Annotated in this window: 21 protein-coding genes; 12 read left to right on the plus strand and 9 right to left on the minus strand. The window is 63.2% G+C overall.

The annotated features are described in order from the left end of the window. Positions 1–211 (plus strand): hypothetical protein (locus J8I26_RS17635; RefSeq protein ID WP_209608415.1); only part of this gene is annotated, 211 nt, incomplete at its 5' end. Positions 212–245: 34 nt separating this feature from the next. Here the strand turns inward: J8I26_RS17635 and J8I26_RS17640 are convergent. Next, positions 246–1,022: an enoyl-CoA hydratase gene (locus tag J8I26_RS17640; RefSeq protein ID WP_209608416.1), complete on the minus strand. Its 777-nt coding sequence runs from the start codon at positions 1,020–1,022 to the stop codon at positions 246–248. 195 nt (positions 1,023–1,217) lie between these two features. Here J8I26_RS17640 and J8I26_RS17645 point away from each other — a divergent pair, with 195 nt between their 5' ends. Then, positions 1,218–1,655, plus strand: a complete 438-nt coding sequence (locus tag J8I26_RS17645; protein ID WP_209608417.1) for a universal stress protein — start codon at positions 1,218–1,220, stop codon at positions 1,653–1,655. A gap of 89 nt (positions 1,656–1,744) precedes the next feature. Here the strand turns inward: J8I26_RS17645 and J8I26_RS17650 are convergent, their stop codons facing one another. Next, entirely contained in the window at positions 1,745–2,977 is a 1,233-nt protein-coding gene (locus J8I26_RS17650; RefSeq protein WP_209608418.1) for a murein transglycosylase A, read from the minus strand. On the opposite strand from J8I26_RS17650, the gene J8I26_RS17655 reads away from it, so the two are divergent. Then, positions 2,976–3,125 (plus strand): hypothetical protein, encoded by a 150-nt coding sequence (locus tag J8I26_RS17655; RefSeq protein ID WP_209608419.1) that lies wholly within the window; start codon positions 2,976–2,978, stop codon positions 3,123–3,125. The genes J8I26_RS17650 and J8I26_RS17655 overlap by 2 nt on opposite strands. A 50-nt stretch (positions 3,126–3,175) precedes the next feature. Here the strand turns inward: J8I26_RS17655 and apaG are convergent, their stop codons facing one another. After that, on the minus strand, positions 3,176–3,550 hold the full coding sequence (gene apaG, locus J8I26_RS17660; protein ID WP_209608420.1) for a Co2+/Mg2+ efflux protein ApaG: 375 nt from the start codon (positions 3,548–3,550) through the stop codon (positions 3,176–3,178). 216 nt (positions 3,551–3,766) lie between these two features. Between apaG and rpe the strand changes: the two genes are divergently transcribed. The 8 genes from rpe (at position 3,767) to J8I26_RS17700 (ending at position 11,479) form a co-directional block, all read left to right on the plus strand. Further along, the gene (gene rpe / locus J8I26_RS17665; RefSeq protein ID WP_209608421.1) at positions 3,767–4,432 is read left to right on the plus strand and encodes a ribulose-phosphate 3-epimerase; all 666 of its coding nucleotides are present in this window, start codon (positions 3,767–3,769) and stop codon (positions 4,430–4,432) included. Between the two features lie 56 nt (positions 4,433–4,488). Continuing rightward, positions 4,489–5,169 carry a phosphoglycolate phosphatase gene (locus tag J8I26_RS17670; protein WP_209608422.1) on the plus strand — a complete coding sequence of 227 codons (681 nt, stop codon included), beginning with the start codon at positions 4,489–4,491 and terminating at the stop codon, positions 5,167–5,169. Positions 5,170–5,506: 337 nt separating this feature from the next. Then, positions 5,507–7,003 carry an anthranilate synthase component I gene (gene trpE / locus J8I26_RS17675; protein ID WP_209608423.1) on the plus strand — a complete coding sequence of 499 codons (1,497 nt, stop codon included), beginning with the start codon at positions 5,507–5,509 and terminating at the stop codon, positions 7,001–7,003. Beyond that, positions 7,004–7,579 carry an aminodeoxychorismate/anthranilate synthase component II gene (locus tag J8I26_RS17680; RefSeq protein ID WP_209608424.1) on the plus strand — a complete coding sequence of 192 codons (576 nt, stop codon included), beginning with the start codon at positions 7,004–7,006 and terminating at the stop codon, positions 7,577–7,579. It begins immediately after the preceding gene. Between the two features lie 44 nt (positions 7,580–7,623). Then, positions 7,624–8,661 carry an anthranilate phosphoribosyltransferase gene (trpD, locus tag J8I26_RS17685; protein ID WP_209608425.1) on the plus strand — a complete coding sequence of 346 codons (1,038 nt, stop codon included), beginning with the start codon at positions 7,624–7,626 and terminating at the stop codon, positions 8,659–8,661. Positions 8,662–8,691: 30 nt separating this feature from the next. Continuing rightward, on the plus strand, positions 8,692–9,324 hold the full coding sequence (locus J8I26_RS17690; RefSeq protein ID WP_209608426.1) for a LysE family translocator: 633 nt from the start codon (positions 8,692–8,694) through the stop codon (positions 9,322–9,324). 116 nt (positions 9,325–9,440) lie between these two features. Continuing rightward, positions 9,441–10,241: an indole-3-glycerol phosphate synthase TrpC gene (gene trpC, locus J8I26_RS17695; RefSeq protein ID WP_209608427.1), complete on the plus strand. Its 801-nt coding sequence runs from the start codon at positions 9,441–9,443 to the stop codon at positions 10,239–10,241. Between the two features lie 104 nt (positions 10,242–10,345). Next, the gene (locus J8I26_RS17700; protein ID WP_209608428.1) at positions 10,346–11,479 is read left to right on the plus strand and encodes a branched-chain amino acid ABC transporter substrate-binding protein; all 1,134 of its coding nucleotides are present in this window, start codon (positions 10,346–10,348) and stop codon (positions 11,477–11,479) included. A gap of 260 nt (positions 11,480–11,739) precedes the next feature. On the opposite strand, the gene J8I26_RS17705 is transcribed toward J8I26_RS17700, so the two are convergent. Next, positions 11,740–12,498 carry a 3-oxoacyl-ACP reductase family protein gene (locus tag J8I26_RS17705; protein WP_209608429.1) on the minus strand — a complete coding sequence of 253 codons (759 nt, stop codon included), beginning with the start codon at positions 12,496–12,498 and terminating at the stop codon, positions 11,740–11,742. A gap of 162 nt (positions 12,499–12,660) precedes the next feature. On the opposite strand from J8I26_RS17705, the gene J8I26_RS17710 reads away from it, so the two are divergent. Next, positions 12,661–13,587 carry a LysR family transcriptional regulator gene (locus J8I26_RS17710; protein WP_209608430.1) on the plus strand — a complete coding sequence of 309 codons (927 nt, stop codon included), beginning with the start codon at positions 12,661–12,663 and terminating at the stop codon, positions 13,585–13,587. A gap of 2 nt (positions 13,588–13,589) precedes the next feature. On the opposite strand, the gene J8I26_RS17715 is transcribed toward J8I26_RS17710, so the two are convergent. From J8I26_RS17715 to ubiE, 5 genes are all read right to left on the minus strand, one after another. Next, positions 13,590–14,996: an MFS transporter gene (locus J8I26_RS17715; protein ID WP_209608569.1), complete on the minus strand. Its 1,407-nt coding sequence runs from the start codon at positions 14,994–14,996 to the stop codon at positions 13,590–13,592. A gap of 175 nt (positions 14,997–15,171) precedes the next feature. After that, positions 15,172–16,746: a ubiquinone biosynthesis regulatory protein kinase UbiB gene (gene ubiB / locus J8I26_RS17720; protein WP_209608431.1), complete on the minus strand. Its 1,575-nt coding sequence runs from the start codon at positions 16,744–16,746 to the stop codon at positions 15,172–15,174. Next, positions 16,746–17,348, minus strand: coding sequence for an SCP2 sterol-binding domain-containing protein (locus J8I26_RS17725; RefSeq protein ID WP_209608432.1), 603 nt, complete (start codon positions 17,346–17,348; stop codon positions 16,746–16,748). The genes ubiB and J8I26_RS17725 overlap by 1 nt, the downstream gene beginning before the upstream one ends. Positions 17,349–17,511: 163 nt before the next feature. Then, positions 17,512–18,513: a TIM44-like domain-containing protein gene (locus J8I26_RS17730; protein WP_209608433.1), complete on the minus strand. Its 1,002-nt coding sequence runs from the start codon at positions 18,511–18,513 to the stop codon at positions 17,512–17,514. Between the two features lie 129 nt (positions 18,514–18,642). Continuing rightward, positions 18,643–19,377, minus strand: coding sequence for a bifunctional demethylmenaquinone methyltransferase/2-methoxy-6-polyprenyl-1,4-benzoquinol methylase UbiE (gene ubiE / locus J8I26_RS17735; protein ID WP_209608434.1), 735 nt, complete (start codon positions 19,375–19,377; stop codon positions 18,643–18,645). Positions 19,378–19,384: the final 7 nt, after the last annotated feature.

Consider the following 19,384-nt stretch of genomic DNA (forward strand, 5'->3'; position numbering starts at 1 on the left):
CGTCAGCAGGGGGCGAACTATAGCAACGCCCCACACACCGCGCAAGTACTTTTTGAAAAATAAGCAAAATAATTTACGACGCGCTCTGCCAACCATCCCGACAATCGACCGCAAACCCAGAGCAGGAAAGGACGACAGCCTCAAACAGCAACACCAAACCCAACATCAAAAACAAAAGAGCCGTCCCTGGCGGGACGGCTCCGGGTGCTGAATCGATAAATGCTATCGGCTACAGATCAATCGCCTCAGCTGTTTTTAAAGCTGGCCGGTCGCTTCTCTATAAAGGCTTTCATCCCTTCCTTCTGATCTTCAGTGGCAAAGCAGCTATAGAACAATGCGCGTTCGTACTTCATGCCGTCGGCCAGCGTCGACTCAAACGCACGGTTGACCGAGTCCTTGACCATCATGGCGATGGGCTGGGACATCTCGGCGATGGTCTTCGCGGCCGACAAGGCCTCCTCCATCAGTTTGTCGGCTGCAACAATGCGCGAAACCAGGCCGGCGCGCTCAGCTTCTTCGGCATCCATCATGCGACCGGTCAACGCCAGGTCCATGGCCTTGGCCTTGGACACGGCGCGCGGCAGGCGCTGGGTGCCGCCAGCGCCGGGGATGATGCCCAGCTTGATTTCCGGCTGGCCGAATTTGGCGGTGTCGGCGGCGATGATGAAATCGCACATCATCGCCAGCTCGCAGCCGCCGCCCAGGGCGTAACCGGCGACCGCCGCAATCACCGGCTTGCGCACGCGGCGAATGGTTTCCCAGTTGCGGGTGATGAATTCGCCCTTGAAGACGTCCATGTAGTTGTAGCCGGCCATGCCGGTGATATCGGCGCCGGCGGCGAAAGCCTTTTCGCTGCCGGTGATGACGATACAGCCGATGTTGTCATCCGCATCGAAAGCCAGCAGCGCCTCGCCCAGCTCGCTCATCAACGCGTCACTCAGCGCGTTGAGGGCCTTGGGGCGGTTCAGACGGACCAGGCCGACCTTGTCCTGGGTCTCGACCAGGATGTTTTCATAACTCATGCAAGTCTCCTTCTTATATATAAGCGCTCTAGGGACGGAAAGCCGACCGGACGTGGCGCGAACCGGTGCGGCGGTACGCCAGAATAATCAACAAATCCGACTTAGCGCAATCTCGCCCAGGAATTTCATGCGGGCAAGGCGGTCACAGCCTATAGTGGAAGTACCTCTTCAACACACATCTATAAGGAGGCACTCATGTTCAAGACGATACTTGTCCCCACCGACGGCTCGGAACGTTCCGACAAGGCCATCAACAATGCGATCGACTATGCCAAGCATTGCGGCTCGACGATCGTCGGCATCTCGGTGGCCGAGCCCTATCCCTTCTCCCCGTTGGCAGAGAGCTCGATGGCCATCGATCCAGCACTATATGAAGAGAACGTACGCACCGTGGCCGAACAGCATGTCAAGAAGATAGCCGATGCCGCCCAAGCCGCCGGCGTCCCCTGCCAGACCGCGACGATGATGTCGTTCGCGCCGGATGAAGAAATCGTCAACGCCGCCAAGACCTACCAGTGCGACGTCATCTTCATGGCCTCGCACGGGCGCAGCGGCCTGTCACGGATGTTTCTCGGAAGCAAAACCCAGAAGGTGCTGGCGCATTCCACCATTCCGGTGCTGGTCCTGCGTTGAAGAACGCTGGAGTCGACGCCAACGCAAACAAAAAAAGGCCTGATCCTATGGGCTCAGGCCTTTTTACCTTCAAAACGACAATCAATTAATCAATTGCCGCCCGGCGGATTCATCCCCTTGGGCAGCAGCACCCACATCATGCCGCGCTGCTTCATTGAACCGGCGCGATCCTCCGCCTCGTCGCCAAAGCCCCAGAAGTAATCGGCCCGCACCACGCCGCGAATGGCGCCGCCAGTGTCTTGCGCCACCACCAGGCGTTGCAGCGGACGATCGCTGTTGGGCTGCGTCGTCGACAGGAACACCGGCGCGCCCAACGGCACGTACTGCGGATCAATGGCGATCGAGCGCTGCGGCGTCAGCGGGATGCCCTGGGCGCCCTTAGGCCCCTTGGAGGGATCCGGCAGCTTTTCTTCACGGAAGAAGACGTAGCTCGGGTTGGCGTTTAGCAGTTCTTCCTTGCGCGCCGGGTTGGCCTGCACCCAGGCCTTGATGTTCTGGGCCGAGGCCTGCGCCAGCGTCAGCTCGCCCTTGTCCACCAGATAGCGGCCGATCGACTTGTAGGGGCGACCGTTCTGGTCGGCATAGGCCAGGCGGATGGTTTCCTTGGATTCCGGCAGGTAGACGCGGCCGGAACCCTGCACCTGCAGGAAGAAGGCCTCGACAGGATCGTCGACCCAGACGATCTCCTTGCCGGCCAGGCTGTTGGACTGCATCAACTCGCCGCGGCTGGGATACGGCACTACCTTCCGCCCGACCACCTTGCCGCGCAGGCGCAGGTTCTTCAGCTCCGGATAGACGCTGGCCATGTCGATCGTCAGCAAATCCTCCGGCGCCTGGTACAGCGGCGTCTGGTAAGGTCCGGCGCGGCGGCGCGAACCTTTCAGCAGCGGCTCGTAGTAGCCGGTCACAAGGCCGGTATCGGTGCCGTCCGGATTGAACAGCTGGTACGGCGTGAAATAGGTCTCGAAATAGGAACGCAGGAACCCCAGGTCGGACGGATTAACCTGCGCCGCAGCGCTGCAGGCGGCGCGCCATTCGGGCTTGCGTATCATCACCGAGCAGGACGACTGCAAAGCCGGCCAGGCCTCGCGCAGGTCGTCGTTGTTCCAGCCCGGCAGTTGGGCAAAGCTGGCGGGACGCATGGCCGGACCGGGTTGGGCTACCGGCTTGGTCGGCGGTTGCTGGGTAACGGGCGTGGTCGGCGGCGTCTGGCAAGCCGCCAGCAACACGGCGACCGAGACTGCCATTGCGGGTACACTGAGGCGCTTCAATAAGGGAAGATTTGCAAGACGATTCTTCAATAACATCGGAGACGGATTCATGTTGTGGTTGATTCTGGAGGCCTGCGCCGCCTTTTCTATCCTGGTATTCATCGTATGGTGGACCATGTTCTCGGGCCGCAAGGAGAAACCCGGCAAGCCGACGGCGCGCAGCACGGCGCGCGAGAACAAAGACAACGAGCGGGAATAAAAAATCCGCGGGCGTTCAGGTCAAACTGCAGATGACGGCAAGCCAGCGCGTCAATGCAGCGTGCGCGGCAGCGACAGCACGAACTCGGGGATGCGCGCGTCGAACTGCTCGCCATCCTCGGCGACGCAGAAATATTCGCCATGCATGGTGCCCTGGGGCGTTTTCATCGCGGTGCCGCTGGTGTATTCGAACTGCTCGCCGGGCTGCAGGAAAGGCTGATGCCCGACCACGCCCAGCCCGCGCACTTCCTCGACGTGGTTGTTGGCGTCGGTGATCACCCAATGGCGCGAGATCAGCTGCGCCGGCACCGTGCCGGTGTTGACGATAGTGATCGCATAGGCGAACACGTAGTGCGAGTGGGACGGATCGGACTGTTCTTCCAGGTACTGGGTCTTGACCGTCACCGTGAACTCATACGCTGCCATGTGGATTCCTGTCTTGTGGTTATGCCTGATGCCGACACGCCTCTGTCGACGCGCCTACACTCCGGATTGCACACGAATTCAGCACGCAGCGCAAGCCGCAGCGTACCGTCAGCTCATCGGCGCCCGTCCAAAGGGGTAAAATAGCGCCTTTTGCGGCCCCGCGCAGGCTCAGCCCCGGGGCGTCGCAGTCGATCAAGCCATTTTTTCATTTCAGCCATGCCGACCTACCGTATCGCCCCCAGCATCCTGTCCGCCGATTTCGCCCGCCTGGGCGAGGAAGTGCGCAATGTCGTCGCCGCCGGCGCCGACTTCATCCACTTCGACGTGATGGACAACCACTACGTGCCCAACCTGACCATCGGCCCGCTGGTGTGCGAAGCGATCCGTCCGCACGTGCAGGTGCCCATCGACGTGCACCTGATGGTCAAGCCGGTGGACCGCATCATCCCCGACTTCGCCAAGGCCGGCGCCAACCTGATCACCTTCCACCCGGAAGCCTCCGAGCACATCGACCGCTCACTGCAACTGATCCGCGACAACGGCTGCAAGGCCGGCCTGGTGTTCAACCCGGGCACGCCGCTGCATTACCTGGATCACGTGATGGACAAGCTGGACATGGTGCTGATCATGTCGGTCAACCCCGGTTTCGGCGGCCAGTCCTTCATCCCCGAGGCACTGAAGAAGATCGCCGAGGTGCGTCGCCGCATCGACGAATCCGGCCGCGCCATCCTGCTGGAAGTGGATGGCGGCATCAAGATCGAGAACATCGCCGCCGCCGCGGCAGCCGGCGCCGACACCTTCGTGGCCGGCTCGGCCATCTTCGGCAAGCCTGACTACAAAGCCGTGATCGACGCCATGCGCGCCGAGCTGGCCAAGGTCTGATCCTTTTCTATCTCCAACCCGCCGTCCAACCCGTTTCCTGTTTCCTGCTCCACGCCATGACCAAGCTGAACAACATCAAGGCCGCCATCATCGACCTCGACGGCACCATGCTGGATACCGCGGCCGACTTCCACGTCGCCGTCAACCGCATGCGCGCCGACCTCGGCCTGGATCCGCTGGCGCAGGAAACCATCGTCAACTTCGTCGGCAAGGGCACTGAAAACCTGATCCGGCGCGTACTGGCAGTGGACTACGCAGAGGACGAAGCGGCGCAATACTTCCAGCAGGCGCTGGATGCGTACACCGAGCACTACCTGGCCATCAACGGCGACTACTCTTCGCTCTACCCGGGCGTGATCGAAGGCCTGCAAGCCATGAAGGACCAAGGCCTGCGCTTGGCCTGCGTGACCAACAAGCCGATTGCCTTCACGCTGCCGCTGCTGGACAAGAAAGGCCTGCGCGGCTTCTTCGAGGTGGTCTACGGCGGCGACTCGCTGCCCAAAAAGAAGCCCGACCCGATGCCGCTGCTGCAGGTCTGCCAGGACTTCGGCCTGGCGCCGGCGCAGGTAGTGGCCATCGGCGACTCCTCCAACGACGCCCAGGCCGCGCGCGCGGCGGGTTGCCGCGTGCTCAACGTGCCTTACGGCTACAACCACGGCGAATCTATACACGATGTCGATTCCGATGGTATAGTTCAAACGCTTCTTGAAGCAGCGCAGCAAATTTCGGCGGACTGACGCTTAGTCAGACCGCCGGTCCAGAGTCAAACTGCACACCAAACCGCGACCAACACCTCCATGTTTCGCAACAACAAACGTACCGCCCAACCTACAGCCGCCCCTGAGGCCTGGCTGTGGCGACGCTGGCAATCCAAGGCTCAGTAATCACTGAGGCCTGCCCCTGGCCGCACCTGCGACCGGGACGTTTTGTTGTATCACCGTTTTCCCCTGCATTTCTACTAACGAAACCGCTGACGAGAGTCCGCATCGAGCCACGGCCGTTCGTGCGCATTGCGCGCGCGCAGCCGCCAGAGGCCCGCGCTGCGTGTTCTACAATAGCGGTCTGGAGTGAAACATGACCGAACTCGAATTCAAATCGCTGGCCGCCGAAGGCTACAACCGCATCCCCCTGATCGCCGAAGCCTTCGCCGATCTGGAAACCCCGCTCACGCTCTACCTCAAGCTGGCCCAGAGCCAGAACACCGGCAAGAACACCTTCCTGCTGGAGTCGGTGGTCGGCGGCGAGCGCTTCGGCCGCTATTCCTTCATCGGCCTGCCGGCCTCGACCAAGATCCGCTGCAGCGGCGACCAGATCGAGGTGCTAAAGAACGAGGCGGTGATCGAAACCGCTGAAGGCAATGCGCTGGAATTCATCGCGCAATACCAGTCGCGCTTCAAGGTAGCGATCCGTCCCGGCATGCCGCGCTTCTGCGGCGGCCTGGCAGGCTACTTCGGCTACGACGCGGTGCGCTACATCGAGAAGCGCCTGGAACACAGCGCCCCCAAGGACACCCTCAACCTGCCCGACATCCAGCTGCTGCTGACCGAAGAGCTGGCCGTCATCGACAACCTCTCCGGCAAGCTCTACCTGATCGTCTACGCCGATCCGACCCAGCCGGAAGCCTTCTCCAAGGGCCGCCAGCGCCTGCGCGACCTGCGCGCCATGCTGCGCCGCCCGGCCGACGCCCCGGTGACCACCGGCTCGGTGCGCACCGAAACCATCCGCGAATTCCCCAAGGACGAATACCTCAAGGCCGTGGCCCGCGCCAAGGAATACGTGATGGCCGGCGACCTGATGCAGGTGCAGATCGGCCAGCGCCTGAAGAAGTCCTACGTCGACTCGCCGCTGATGCTGTACCGCGCGCTACGCTCGCTGAACCCCTCGCCTTACATGTACTTCTACAACTTCGGTGACATGCAGATCGTCGGCGCTTCACCGGAAATCCTGGTGCGCAACGAGTCCATCGGCGAAGGCCAGAAAAAGATCACCATCCGCCCGCTGGCCGGCACCCGCCCGCGCGGCTCGACCATCGAACGCGACGAGCAGCTGGCGCGCGAGCTGCTGGCCGACCCCAAGGAAATCGCCGAGCACGTGATGCTGATCGACCTGGCGCGCAACGACATCGGCCGCATCGCCACCACCGGCAGCGTCAAGGTCACCGACCAGATGGTGATCGAGAAATACTCCCACGTGCAGCACATCGTCTCCAACGTCGAAGGCATCCTGAAGCCCGGCATGTCCAACCTCGACGTATTGAAGGCCACCTTCCCGGCCGGCACCCTGTCGGGCGCCCCGAAGGTGCGCGCGATGGAAATCATCGACGAGCTGGAACCCACCAAGCGCGGCATCTACGGCGGCGCCTGCGGCTATCTCTCCTTCGGCGGCGAGATGGACGTGGCCATCGCCATTCGCACCGGCGTCATCAAGGACGGCACGCTGTACGTGCAGGCCGCAGCCGGCATCGTGGCCGACTCGGTGCCGGAAATGGAATGGGAAGAAACCGAAAACAAGGCCCGCGCCGTGCTGCGCGCAGCCGAACAAGTGCAAGACGGCCTGGACGGAGAAATCTAAATGCTGCTGATGATCGACAACTACGACTCCTTCACCTACAACCTGGTGCAATATTTCGGCGAGCTGGGCGAGGAAGTGCTGACCATCCGCAACGACGAAATCACGCTGGATGACATCAGGAAACTGAACCCGGAACGCATCTGCCTCTCCCCCGGCCCCTGCAGCCCCAAGGAGGCCGGCATCTGCGTCGATTTGCTCAAGGAATTCTCCGGCAAGCTGCCGATCCTGGGCGTGTGCCTGGGCCACCAGGCCATCGGTGAAGCCTTCGGCGGCAACATCATCCGCGCCAAGCAGGTCATGCACGGCAAGACCTCGAAGATCGCGCACACCGGCGCGGGCGTGTTCAAGGACTTGCCCACGCCCTACACGGTGATCCGCTATCACTCGCTGGCCATCGAGCGCGCCACGCTGCCCGACTGCCTGGAAGTGACCGCCTGGACCGACGATGGCGAAATCATGGGCGTGCGTCACAAGGAGTTCGACCTGCAGGGTGTGCAGTTCCACCCCGAGTCCATCCTGTCCGAACACGGGCACGCACTGCTGAAGAATTTCCTGACCGGCAGCGCGCACGCGTAAGCGTCGACCGCGCCCGGCTCCATCGAATCGAACGGACAAAGACAATGCCCATCACCCCGCAAGAAGCGCTGCTGCGCTGTATCGAACACCGCGAAATCTTCCACGACGAAATGCTCACGCTGTTCCGCCAGATCATGGGCGGCGAGATGTCGCCGGTCATGATCGCGGCCCTCACCATGGGCCTGCGCGTGAAAAAGGAAAGCATCGGCGAGATCGCCGCCGCCGCCCAGGTCATGCGCGAATTCGCCACCAAGGTGCCGATGGCCGACACCACCGGCCTGCTCGACATCGTCGGCACCGGCGGCGACGGCGCGCATACCTTCAACATTTCCACCGCCTCGATGTTCGTGGCCGCGGCCGCCGGCGCGCGCGTGGCCAAGCATGGCGGACGCAGCGTGTCGTCCTCGTCGGGCAGCGCCGACGTGCTCGAAGCGCTGGGCGCAGACATCAACCTGCAGCCCGAACAGGTGGCGCAGTCGATCGCCCAGACCGGCATCGGCTTCATGTTCGCCCCCAACCATCACGCCGCCATGAAGCACGCGGCGCCGGTGCGCAAGGAGCTGGGCGTGCGCACCATCTTCAACATCCTGGGCCCGCTGACCAACCCCGCCGGCGCGCCCAACATCCTGATGGGCGTGTTCCACGCCGACTTGGTCGGCATCCAGGTGCGCGTGCTGCAGCGCCTCGGTGCGCAACATGCCATCGTGGTGTGGGGCCGCGACAACCTGGATGAAGTCACGCTGGGCGGCGCCACCATGGTGGGCGAGCTGGTCAACGGAGAGATCCGCGAATACGAGATCCATCCGGAAGACTTCGGCCTGTCCATGTTCGCCAGCCGCAACCTGCAGGTGGCCAACGCCGCCGAATCCAAGGAAAAGATCTTCGAGGCGCTGGCCGGCAAGCCCGGTCCGGTGCACGACATCGTGCTGCTCAATGCTGCTACCGCCCTGTATGCGGCCGGCAAGGTGGCGTCGATTGCCGACGGCATCGACACTGCGCGCGCCACCATCGCCTCGGGCGCGGCGCGCGCCAAGCTCGACCAGTTCGTGCAGGTCACGCGCCAGCTGGGCGGCAAACTGTAATCTCTCACCATTGCATCAAGGAGACCGACCATGATCGCCCCTCACGACCTGTTGCTGTTCGGCCTGGCTTCGCTGGTCATGGTGCTCACGCCCGGACCGAACATGGTCTACTGCGTGTCGCGCTCGATCTGCCAGGGTCGTACGGCCGGCATCATCTCGCTGTGCGGCGTGGCGGTCGGCTTCCTGGTGCACATGGCGGCCGCCGCTTTCGGCCTGACCGCGCTGTTTCTGGCCATCCCGATGGCCTATGACATCGTCAAGTTCGCCGGCGCCGCCTATCTGCTGTGGCTGGCATGGAATGCGGTCAAGCCGGGCGGCAGCTCGCCGTTCCAGACGCGCGAATTGCCGCCGGATTCACCGGCCACGCTGTTTCGCATGGGCTTCCTGACCAATGTGCTGAACCCCAAGGTGGCGGTGTTCTACATGTCGCTGTTCCCGCAATTCATCCACCCTGAGCACGGCAGCGTGCTCGCGCAAAGCGTGGTGCTGGGCCTGACGCAGATCGCCATCAGCTTCTCGGTCAACTCCATTATCGTGTTCTCGGCCGCCGGCATCTCCGGCTTCTTCGCCCGCAATCAGGGCTGGCTGCGCGCACAGCGCTACATCATGGGTTCCATGCTGGGCGCGCTGGCCGTCCGGCTCGCCCTCGACGAACGCAAATGAGAGCCGCCGCCAAGACGACGCCGGCGGCGTTGCACCTCCTTGCCGCACTCTCGTACTGTCCGCGTCGGCACGCCTTGCCCCCGACGTCTTATTAGCGACTCTCTCAGGAAACACTTATGTCTGACATCCTCAACAAGATTCTCGACGTCAAAGCCGAGGAAATCCGCACGGCGAAGAAGCAGCGCGACTTCGCCAGCTTGCGCCGCGACGTCGAGTCCGACAGCGAATTGCGCTCCGAGCTGCGCAGCTTCGAAGGCGGCCTGCGCGACAAGATCGCCGCCGGCCAGGCCGGCGTGATCGCCGAGGTGAAGAAAGCCTCGCCGTCCAAGGGCGTGATCCGTCCCGATTTCCGCCCTGCCGACATCGCGGTCAGCTACGCCCAGCATGGCGCAGCCTGCCTGTCGGTGCTGACCGACGAACAGTTCTTCCAGGGCGCACCGGATTACCTCAAGCAAGCCCGCGCCGCCTGCGCGCTGCCGGTGCTGCGCAAGGACTTCATGATCGACCTGTACCAGGTCTACCAGGCGCGCTCCTGGGGCGCCGACGCCATCCTGCTGATCGTCGCCGCGCTGGACCACGGCCTGATGGCCGAACTGGAAGCCTGCGCCCATGAACTCGGCATGAGCGTACTGGTGGAAGTGCACGACAGCGCCGAGCTGGACGCCGCGCTGAAGCTGAAGACGCGCCTGCTGGGTATCAATAACCGCAACCTGCGCACCTTTGAGACGACGTTGGACACCACACTGGGTCTGTTGCCGCGCATCCCGCCCGAGAAGCTGGTGATCACCGAGTCAGCCATCGCCACACCCGACGACGTCAAGCGCATGCGCGACGCCGACGTGCATGCCTTCCTGGTGGGTGAAGCCTTCATGCGCGCGCCGGAGCCGGGTGTGGAGCTGGCACGACTGTTTGTCTGATCGGCGGTAATTCAGGCTTGTTGTAGCGGATGAGGGCCAACTATACTGAGCGCAAGGGAGTAGAAAAAAATTGAGTCATTTTTCATCTTTTTCTATTGGATTTTATGAATATCGCCAAAAAACTCACGGCGCTCATTTGGCTATCCCTCTTATGCGTATCCGCCATCGCAAACGATACGCCTCAGGTGGTCTTGATCGGGCTCCCGGCTAATTTAAAAGCAAGCAAGCTTGATAGCAGTGTGCGCGATGCTGCACAACTTGCCGTCGACGATGCGAACAAAACTTCCATCCGCATCAACGGCAAACCGGTTCTGTTCCAGCTGCTCTCCGTTGAAGACAAGTCGGATGCGAACTTCGCTGTAGTTGCCGCCAACCATTTCATCCGCATGAGAGTGGTCGGCGTCATCGGGCATAACAACACCGATACCAGCAGAGCGACCAGCGGGCTCTACGAAAATGCCGGCATCCCGCAAATCACTCCCAGTGCAACCGGCAGCATCCTGACCGAATCGGGTTATAAGACAATTTTTCAGTTGCTGGGGGGCAGCAATCAGACCGCCAAATATCTGGCGGAGATCGTGGCGCATCTTCTCCCGGGAAAACGCATTGCGGTCATCGATAACGGCACGGTACTTGGCACCGGACTTGCCACGATGTTCATCCAGCGCCTGAGAGAACAGGGTATCGAGATAACGGCCAGAGAATCCGTCAGCCCCAAACTGACTGGCTTGGATAACCTGGTAGCGAACTTGAAAGCTCAGTCTATTGATGTGATTTTCTTTACCGGCTTTGGCTCTCAGGCAACCGAGTTTTCCCGTAGCATCAAACAGGTCAATAGCCCGGCACAGCTGTTGGTGACAGGCGGTGCGATCAATGAAGAATTTCCCGATGCAGGCAAGTATGCTGAAGGTACGCTGATCCTGCTGCATGGTTCGCCGACCGACAAACTGCCGGGATACAAGGCATTTGAAAAAAGATACCGCGAGCGTTTTGACACGCCTATCAGCGCGTATACCCTGTTTGCTTACGATGCCACCAGCGTGCTGATTGCGGCGATCAAAAAAGCCGATTCGCTTGTCCCCAGCGCCATCGGCGATACGCTGCACAGCATCCAGTACAAAGGCGTATCCGGCCCGATCTCATTTGCCGCCGATGGCCGGCAAAATAGTCCGCCTTACACGCTCTATCAGGTTTCACAAGGAAAATGGCGGGCTATCAAAATTTTTGACAGCAACTAATCCGCCATCTCTAGCTGCCTGGCTACGCAGACGTGCACGCCTTCCTGGTCGACGAAACCTTCCTACGCGCGCCGGAACCGGGCGTGGGGCTGGCGCGGCCCTTCGCGTAAGCCGAACAAACCGACCACGCAAAAAACAACCGTCGTCCCTGCGAAAGCAGGGACCCAGTGTCGTTCAGCGCTCTTGCCAACTGAATCGATGTTGCTGGGTCCCCGCTTTCACGGGGACGACGGCTTTTTGCATCCGGCGTGACTCAGGCATCAAGCCGAGAAACCGCCATCGATGGTCAGGCTGGCGCCGGTGATGTAACCGGCTTCCGGACCTGCCAGGTAAGCCACGAAGCTGGCGATCTCTTCGACCTTGCCGTAACGCGGCAGGGACATCAGCCCCTTCAGGGAATCGGCGAAGTCGCTGTTGGCCGGGTTCATGTCGGTGTCGACCGGGCCGGGCTGCACGTTGTTGACGGTAATGCCGCGCGGACCGAGGTCACGCGAGAGGCCCTTGGTCAGGCCAACGATGGCCGACTTGCTCATGGCGTAGGCGGCGCCGCCGGCGAAGGGCATGCGCTCGGCGTTGGTGCTGCCGATGGTGATCACGCGGCCGCCGTCCTTCATGTAGCGCACGGCTTCCTGGGTGGCGACGAACACGCTGCGCACGTTCACGGCCAGGGTGCGGTCCAGGTCTTCCAGCGAGAACTCGTCGACCGGGCCCAGCGCCAGCACGCCGGCGTTGTTGACCAGGATGTCCAGGCCGCCGAAGGTTTCGGCGGCGATGCTGATGGCTTGCTTCAGGGCAACGGCGTCCGAGCTGTCGGCCTGAATCGCCAGGGCGCGGCCGCCGGCGGCTTCGATCTCGGTGACCAGCGCCTGGGCCGGGGCCGGCGAGGTGACGTAAGTGAAGGCGACCGTGGCGCCTTCGGCAGCCAGGCGGCGCACGGTGGCGGCGCCGATGCCGCGCGAGCCGCCTTGGACGAAGGCGATCTTGCCGTTCAGGGAAGTGGTGTTGGTTTGCTTGGTCATGATCTTGCTCCTTTAAGGTTTGGGGTGAACCCGAGTGGGTTGAAGCAAGTATCCTCAATCGATTATGTTGCGACTAGCCGGCAATCACTATCTTCTTTTTAAACCAAAGGTTTAAAATCAGGCGGATATCCACTCTCGCGCCCAGCCGCGCTGCCGATCGCCATGGAAACCATGTCCAGCATCGAATGCTTTGTCGCCGCCGCCGATGCCGGCAGCTTTTCGGCTGCCGCGCGCCGGCTCGGCCTGACCTCGGCCGCGGTCGGCAAGAACGTGGCGCGGCTGGAAGGCAACCTGGGCGTACGCCTGTTCCATCGCAGCACCCGCAAGCTGACCATGACCGAGGCCGGCGAGCGCTTCCTGCTGGAAGTGGGCGGCGGACTGGAGACCATCCGCAACGCCGTGGCCAACCTGGCCAGCGCCGGCGGACAGCCGGCCGGCAACCTGAAGGTCAGCATGGGAACCGGCTTCGGGCGCGAATACGTGGTGCCGCTGCTGGGTGAGTTCCTGCAGCGCTATCCCGGCATTTCGCCCGACTGGCATTTCGACAACCGCCCGGTCGACCTGATTTCGGAAGGCTTCGACGCCGCCATCGGCGGCGGCATCGAGCTCTCGCCCGGCGTGGTGGCGCGCGAGCTGGCGCCGGCGCACCGGGTGCTGCTGGCCTCGCCGACCTACCTCGACGCCCGCCCGCCCCTGCGCACCCCGGCCGACCTGCCGCAACACGACGGCATCCTGATCCGCTCGCCGCAGACCGGCCGCATCCGCGCCTGGACGCTGCGCGACCGCGCCGGAGAGCAGGCGCCGGTGGACCTGAAGGTGAAGATGACGATGAGCGACCCCAACGTCGCCTGCGAGATCGCCCAAATGGGCATGGGCATTACGCTGGTGGCGATGCCGCATGCGGTGGTCTATCTGGAGCGCGGCAGCTTGGTGCGCGTGCTGCCGGACTGGTACGTGGACGGCGGCATGCTGTCGCTGTACTTCACGGCGGCGCGGCTGTTGCCGGCCAAGACGCGGGTGTTCGTCGACTTCATCGTCGAGCAGTTCCGCAAGCAGAAACTGGCCGAGCGCTTCTCGGCCATCAATTGAATTCAGCGCTTGGCTGACGCGGCGCGCATGCCGCCGCCGATGTTGCTGCCGGCGTCGCGCGCCAGGCCGCGATAGCCCTGCACCGAGATCAGCGTCACCACGCCCGCCATGGCAAAAGCCCACTGAAAATCGCCCAGCGTGAAATGCGCGCCGGCAGCATCGGCGGCCTCGCCGCGCAACCACGAGGCAACACGCAGCGCCAGCGCGCCAAAGGCAATGCCCATGCCGATGGTCATCTGCTGCGCCACGCTCCACAGCGTGCTGGCCGAGGATTTACGGGCGTCGCTGATATCGGCGTAAGCCAGTGTGGCGAGCGTAGAAAACTGCATCGAGCGCGACAGGCCGTAGCAGAAGATCACGCCCAGGATCACCGGCAGCGGCGTGGTCGGCGCCAGCAAGCCGCAGGCGATGATCATGCAGCCGGCGATCGCTGCGTTGGTGACCGCCACCCGGCGGAACCCGAAACGCTGCAGGATGCGTGTGGTGAAGGCCTTCATGCCGAGGTTGCCGAGCGCCGTGGCCAGCAGCAGCAGGCCGGACTGGAAGGCCGTCAGGCCGAAGCCGATCTGGAACATCAGCGGCATCAGGTAAGGCACGGAGTCGATGCCGATGCGCGTGAGCGATCCGGTGATGACGGTCACCGAATAGGTGGGAATCTTCAGGTTGGAGAAGTCCAGCAGCGGATGTGCTGTGCGCTGCATGTGGCGCCAAGCGAACCAGCCCAGCACGATGCCGCCGGCGATGAAGCCCAGCGCCACCTTGATGTTGGCCTCCATGTGGCTGGCGATTTCGGTGCCGTACAGCAGCGAGGTCAGCGCCGCCCCCGACAAGATGAAACCGATGAAGTCCAACGGACGCTTGCCGTCGCCGCGCTCGTTGCGCACCACCGCCATCACGGCGATGAAGGCGGCGATGCCGAACGGCACGTTCATCAGGAAGATCCAGTGCCAGGACGCGTAGGTGGTGATGAAGCCGCCAATGGACGGCCCCACCACCGGCGCCACGATGGCCGGCCAGGTAATGGTGGCGATCGCCTTCATCAGGCGCGCCTTGTCGGTGCTGCGCACCACGATCATGCGCCCGACCGGCACCATCATCGCGCCGCCCACGCCCTGCAGCACGCGCGCAGCGGTGAACTCCCATACGTTCTGCGAGAAGCCGCACAGGATGGAGGCGAAGGTGAACACCGCGATCGCCACGCTGAACACGGTGCGCGAACCGAAGCGGTCGGCCACCCAGCCGCTGATCGGGATGAACACCGCCAGCGTCAGCATGTAGGCCGTCATGCCCAGGCTCAGCTCGTTGGGACCGACGCCGAAGGACTGCGCCATCTGCGGCAGCGCGGTGGCGATGATGGTGGTGTCGAGGTACTCCATGAAGAAGGTCGCCGCCACGATGTAGGGCAGCATGCGCACGCGGACGTCCGGCGTTGTGTTGTCGGTGGTTGCCACTGTCTCTTCCCTCTTTCGTTCTGTTGGTTCTCTCTGTGCGCTCTGTTCTCTGGCGCATGCAGCCTTCTGCGTCACGCTCCCCGATGTGAAACGCCGGCATGCGCCGGCGTCGTTCAAGGAGGGTGTGTCAGCGTCAGTAGAAACGCAGCACGTGCATCAGCAGCTGGACCACGATGATGCCGCCGATCAGGCCGCCGCCGAAGTAGACGATCACACCCAGCAGCATGTTGGTGCGGCGCTGCTCGGCCAGCAGTTTCTTCATCAGCTCGGTGTTCTGCGGCTGGCCTTCGCCTTCGGTGTACCTGGTCAGCGCCTGGTGCGCCAGGCGCGGAATCTGCGGCAGCAGGCGGCTGTAGCGCGGCACCTCAACCTTCAGCTGCTCGACGAAACCGCGCCAGCCGATCTGCTCGCTCATCCAGCGTTCCAGATAGGGCTTGGCAGTCTTCCACAAATCGAGATCGGGATCGAGCTGGCGGCCCAGGCCTTCCACGTTCAACAGCGTCTTTTGCAGCAGCACCAGCTGCGGCTGCACCTCGACGTTGAAGCGGCGCGAAGTCTGGAACAGGCGCAGCAGCACCTGGCCGAAGGAGATGTCTTTCAACGGGCGATCGAAGATCGGTTCGCAGCAGGCGCGCACCGCGGCTTCCAGCTCGTCGACCCGGGTGTCCTTGGGCGCCCAGCCGGATTCGATGTGGGCCTCGGCCACGCGCTTGTAGTCGCGGCGGAAGAAGGCCAGGAAGTTCTGCGACAGGTAGTCCTTGTCGAAGTCGTTCAGGGTGCCGACGATGCCGAAGTCCAGCGCGATGTAGCGGCCGAAGGTCTCCGGTGCCAGCGACACGAGGATGTTCCCCGGGTGCATGTCGGCGTGGAAGAAGCCGTCGCGAAACACCTGGGTGAAGAAGATCTCGACGCCGTCGCGCGACAGCTTGGAAAGATCGACGCCGGCCTCGCGCAGGCGCTCGGTCTGCGAGATCGGGATGCCGTGCATGCGCTCCATCACGATCACCGAGGACGAACAATAGTCCCAGTACATCTCCGGCACCATCAGCAGCGTCGACTCGGCGAAGTTGCGGCGCAGCTGGCTGGCGTTGGCGGCCTCGCGCATCAGGTCGAGCTCGTCGTGCAGGTATTTGTCGAACTCGGCCACCACTTCCTTGGCTTTCAGGCGGCGGCCGTCTTCCCACAGGCGCTCCAGCCAATCGGCGGCTACGTGCATCAGGCCGATGTCATGGTCGATCACGTCGCGCATGCCGGGACGCAGCACCTTGACGGCGACTTCCTTGCCGTCCTTCAGCGTGGCGAAGTGCACCTGGGCGATCGAGGCCGAGGCCACCGGCTTGCGCTCGAAAGTGGCGAACAGCTGGTCCGGATGGGCGCCCAGCGATTTCTCGATCTGCTGCACGGCCAGCTCGGAATCGAAGGGCGGCACGCGATCCTGCAGGCGGGTCAGTTCGTTGGCGATGTCCGGCGGCATCAGGTCGCGGCGGGTCGACAGCACCTGGCCGAACTTGACGAAGATGGGGCCGAGGTCCTCCAGCGCGCGGCGCAGGCGTTCACCGCGCGGGGCGCTCAGGTCGCGCCAGAAGAAGATGGCGTTGACGATGCGGGCAATGCGCGGCGGCGCGAACTCGGAGGCGATGATTTCATCCAGGCCGTAGCGCACGGCTACGCGGATGATCTTGAACAGGCGCAGGGAACGCAGGAACATCAGCGGCGCTCCAGCTTCTCGATGCGCTTGGCCAGGCGCTCGGCATCGTCGCGCAGGCGCACGACGTCGGTGGAAAAGTCCTGCAGCATGCGGGGGCGGATCAGCATCGGTTGTTCTTCCAGAAAATACTCGGCGACGTTTTCGGTCAGCTTGCGATGGGTGTCGCGCAGGTGTTGAAACAAGCTGCGCGCGCCGCCCACCATGCGGGTGGCGGCGATGTCGCCGAACACGCGCGACAGGTCGTCCTCGGCATCCCAGCGCAGCTTCTGGCTCAGTTGCGAAATGGCGTTGGCAAAATCGGCGTCGCCTTCCAGCTTGACGTAGGACACCGCACGCTCGCGGTTGGCCGCGATCAGCGGCAGGTCGGACAGCTTGACGCGGATGGTGACGGCGGCAGGCTCATCGGCCGGCACGTCCTGCAGATAACCGTCGACGGCCACCTTCAGGCGCATCTGCATGGCGCCAGCGTCAATGCAGGCAACCTTGCCGGCATGCGCGCCCAGCGCCTTGCGCGCCCACGGTTCCTGCGCCAGCAAGTGGTTGATCACCGCGGCGGCAGGTTTCATGGGATCGGGAAAGGACGGGGATGGCAGCGCTGGCATGGGTTGTCTGATGGTTATGTCTTTGATGTGGTGATGTCGATGCGCGGGCAAATCCGTCGCGCAAAAACAAAACCGCCCGAGTCGGCCGGGCGGTTTCAAGTTTAACAGCTTGGCGGCTTGGCAAGGATGGCCTTTGCCGTCTCCTTGATCCAGCCCCGGGGGCTCAGACCTGCTGAATCCCCGCCAATACCCAGCCGCCGCTGCCGTTCTGCGGCTTGGACAAATTCCAGATCTCGGCGAAGGGTTCGGCCGAGGCGTCCGGCGCTTCCTTGATCAGGCCCTGGAAGCGCACGGTGGCCATGTAGTCGTAGGGCAGCTGCTCGATGCCCAACAGTTCGGCATCCAACTGCACCACGTCGGTGGCGTTGAGCGAGGCGCCGCGCTCGGTCAGCTGCATGCGCAGCTCGGCGAACATCTCGGGCGAGGTGAATTCGCGGATGTCATTGACGTCGGCGCGATCCCACGCTGCCTGCAGGCGGATGAAATAGGTCTTGGCATTGCGCACGAAACCGGCGGTGTCAAAGTCGGCCGGGATGCCCCATTTCTCGATCTGCGCCGGAGCCGCCGCCGCGACAGGCTGGGCGCTGCCGCCGAAACCATTGCCCTGCAACGCAGCCGGGGCATTGCCGGGGAAAAACGGCGGCGGGTTGATGTCTTTCAGGCCAGAACCGATCTCCGGCGTACCGTTTGCCGCGGCGCTGCCGATCGGGCTGGGGCCCGGCATCGGCGTGGCATAGGCTGGGTTGTTGTTCTGCTCATAACGGTTGCGCGAGGAGAACAGGCGAATCAGGAAGAACGCCGCGCCCGCCAGCAGCACGATGGTCAGCAGCGAACCCAGCATGCCGCCGGCCGCGCCGCCGATGCCGAAGTGCGACATCAGCGCGCCCAGGCCAAGGCCCAGCAGTGCGCCGCCCAGGATGTTGCGCCACGGGCTGGCCGGCTTGGCGGGCACGCTTTGCGGCGCCGCCGCCGGCGTCGACGGGCGATACGGCGTGGCGCTGGGGGCCTGGTTGTACGACGGCGAAGACGGCGTCGCCTGGCGCGAGTAATTGGACGATTGCTTGCCGAAGGAACCGCCGCCGCCCAAACGCTTGGCGTCGGCCGGGGAGATGACGATGGCCAGCGAGGTGATCGCCAGCATCAGTGCGAGCATGAACTTTTTCATACGCTTACCTCTTGTGGATGATGCCGGAGCTGGGGGCGCAACACGGGAATGCAAGCCCGGCTGCTCCGGTATGGCGCATTGTGGCGCGGCAGACTTAAGCCATCCTTAATGATGCGGGATGGCGCGCGCTCACATCTTGATGCCGGTATGCAGCGCGGCCACGCCGGCAGTCAGGTTGTAGTACTCGACGCGTTCCAGGCCGACGTCTTCCATCATCTTCTTCAGGGTTTCCTGGTCCGGATGCATGCGGATCGACTCGGCCAGGTAACGATAGCTGTCGGCGTCGCCGGCGACCTTCTGGCCCAGCCACGGCAGCACCGAGAAGGAATAGACGTCGTAAGGCTTTTTCAGCGGCTCCCACACCTTGGAGAACTCCAGCACCAGCAGCTTGCCGCCGGGCTTCAGGACGCGGCGCATCTCGGCCAGTGCAGCGTCCTTGTGGGTCATGTTGCGCAGGCCGAAGGCCACCGACACGCGGTCGAAGTAGTTGTCGGGGAACGGCAGCTTCTCGGCGTCGCACAGCGTGGTGGGGGTGACGATGCCCTTGTTGAGCAGGCGGTCGCGGCCCACGCGCAGCATGGATTCGTTGATGTCGGTCAGCCAGACTTCGCCGGTCGGGCCGGCCTGCTTGGCGAAGGCCTTGGACAGGTCGCCGGTGCCGCCGGCGATGTCCAGCACCTTGAAGCCGGGACGAATGCCGGCCTGGGCGATGGTGAACGCCTTCCAGACGCGGTGCAGGCCGGCCGACATGAAATCGTTCATGACGTCGTATTTGGCGGCGACGGAGTGGAACACCTCCGCGACCTTGCGGACCTTGTCTTCTTCTTTGACGGTTTCGTAACCGAAATGGGTGGTGTTGGTCATGGTTCGG

Origin of the sequence: Herbaspirillum sp. LeCh32-8 (assembly GCF_017814915.1) — a bacterium.
Classification (GTDB): Bacteria; Pseudomonadota; Gammaproteobacteria; order Burkholderiales; family Burkholderiaceae_D; genus Herbaspirillum.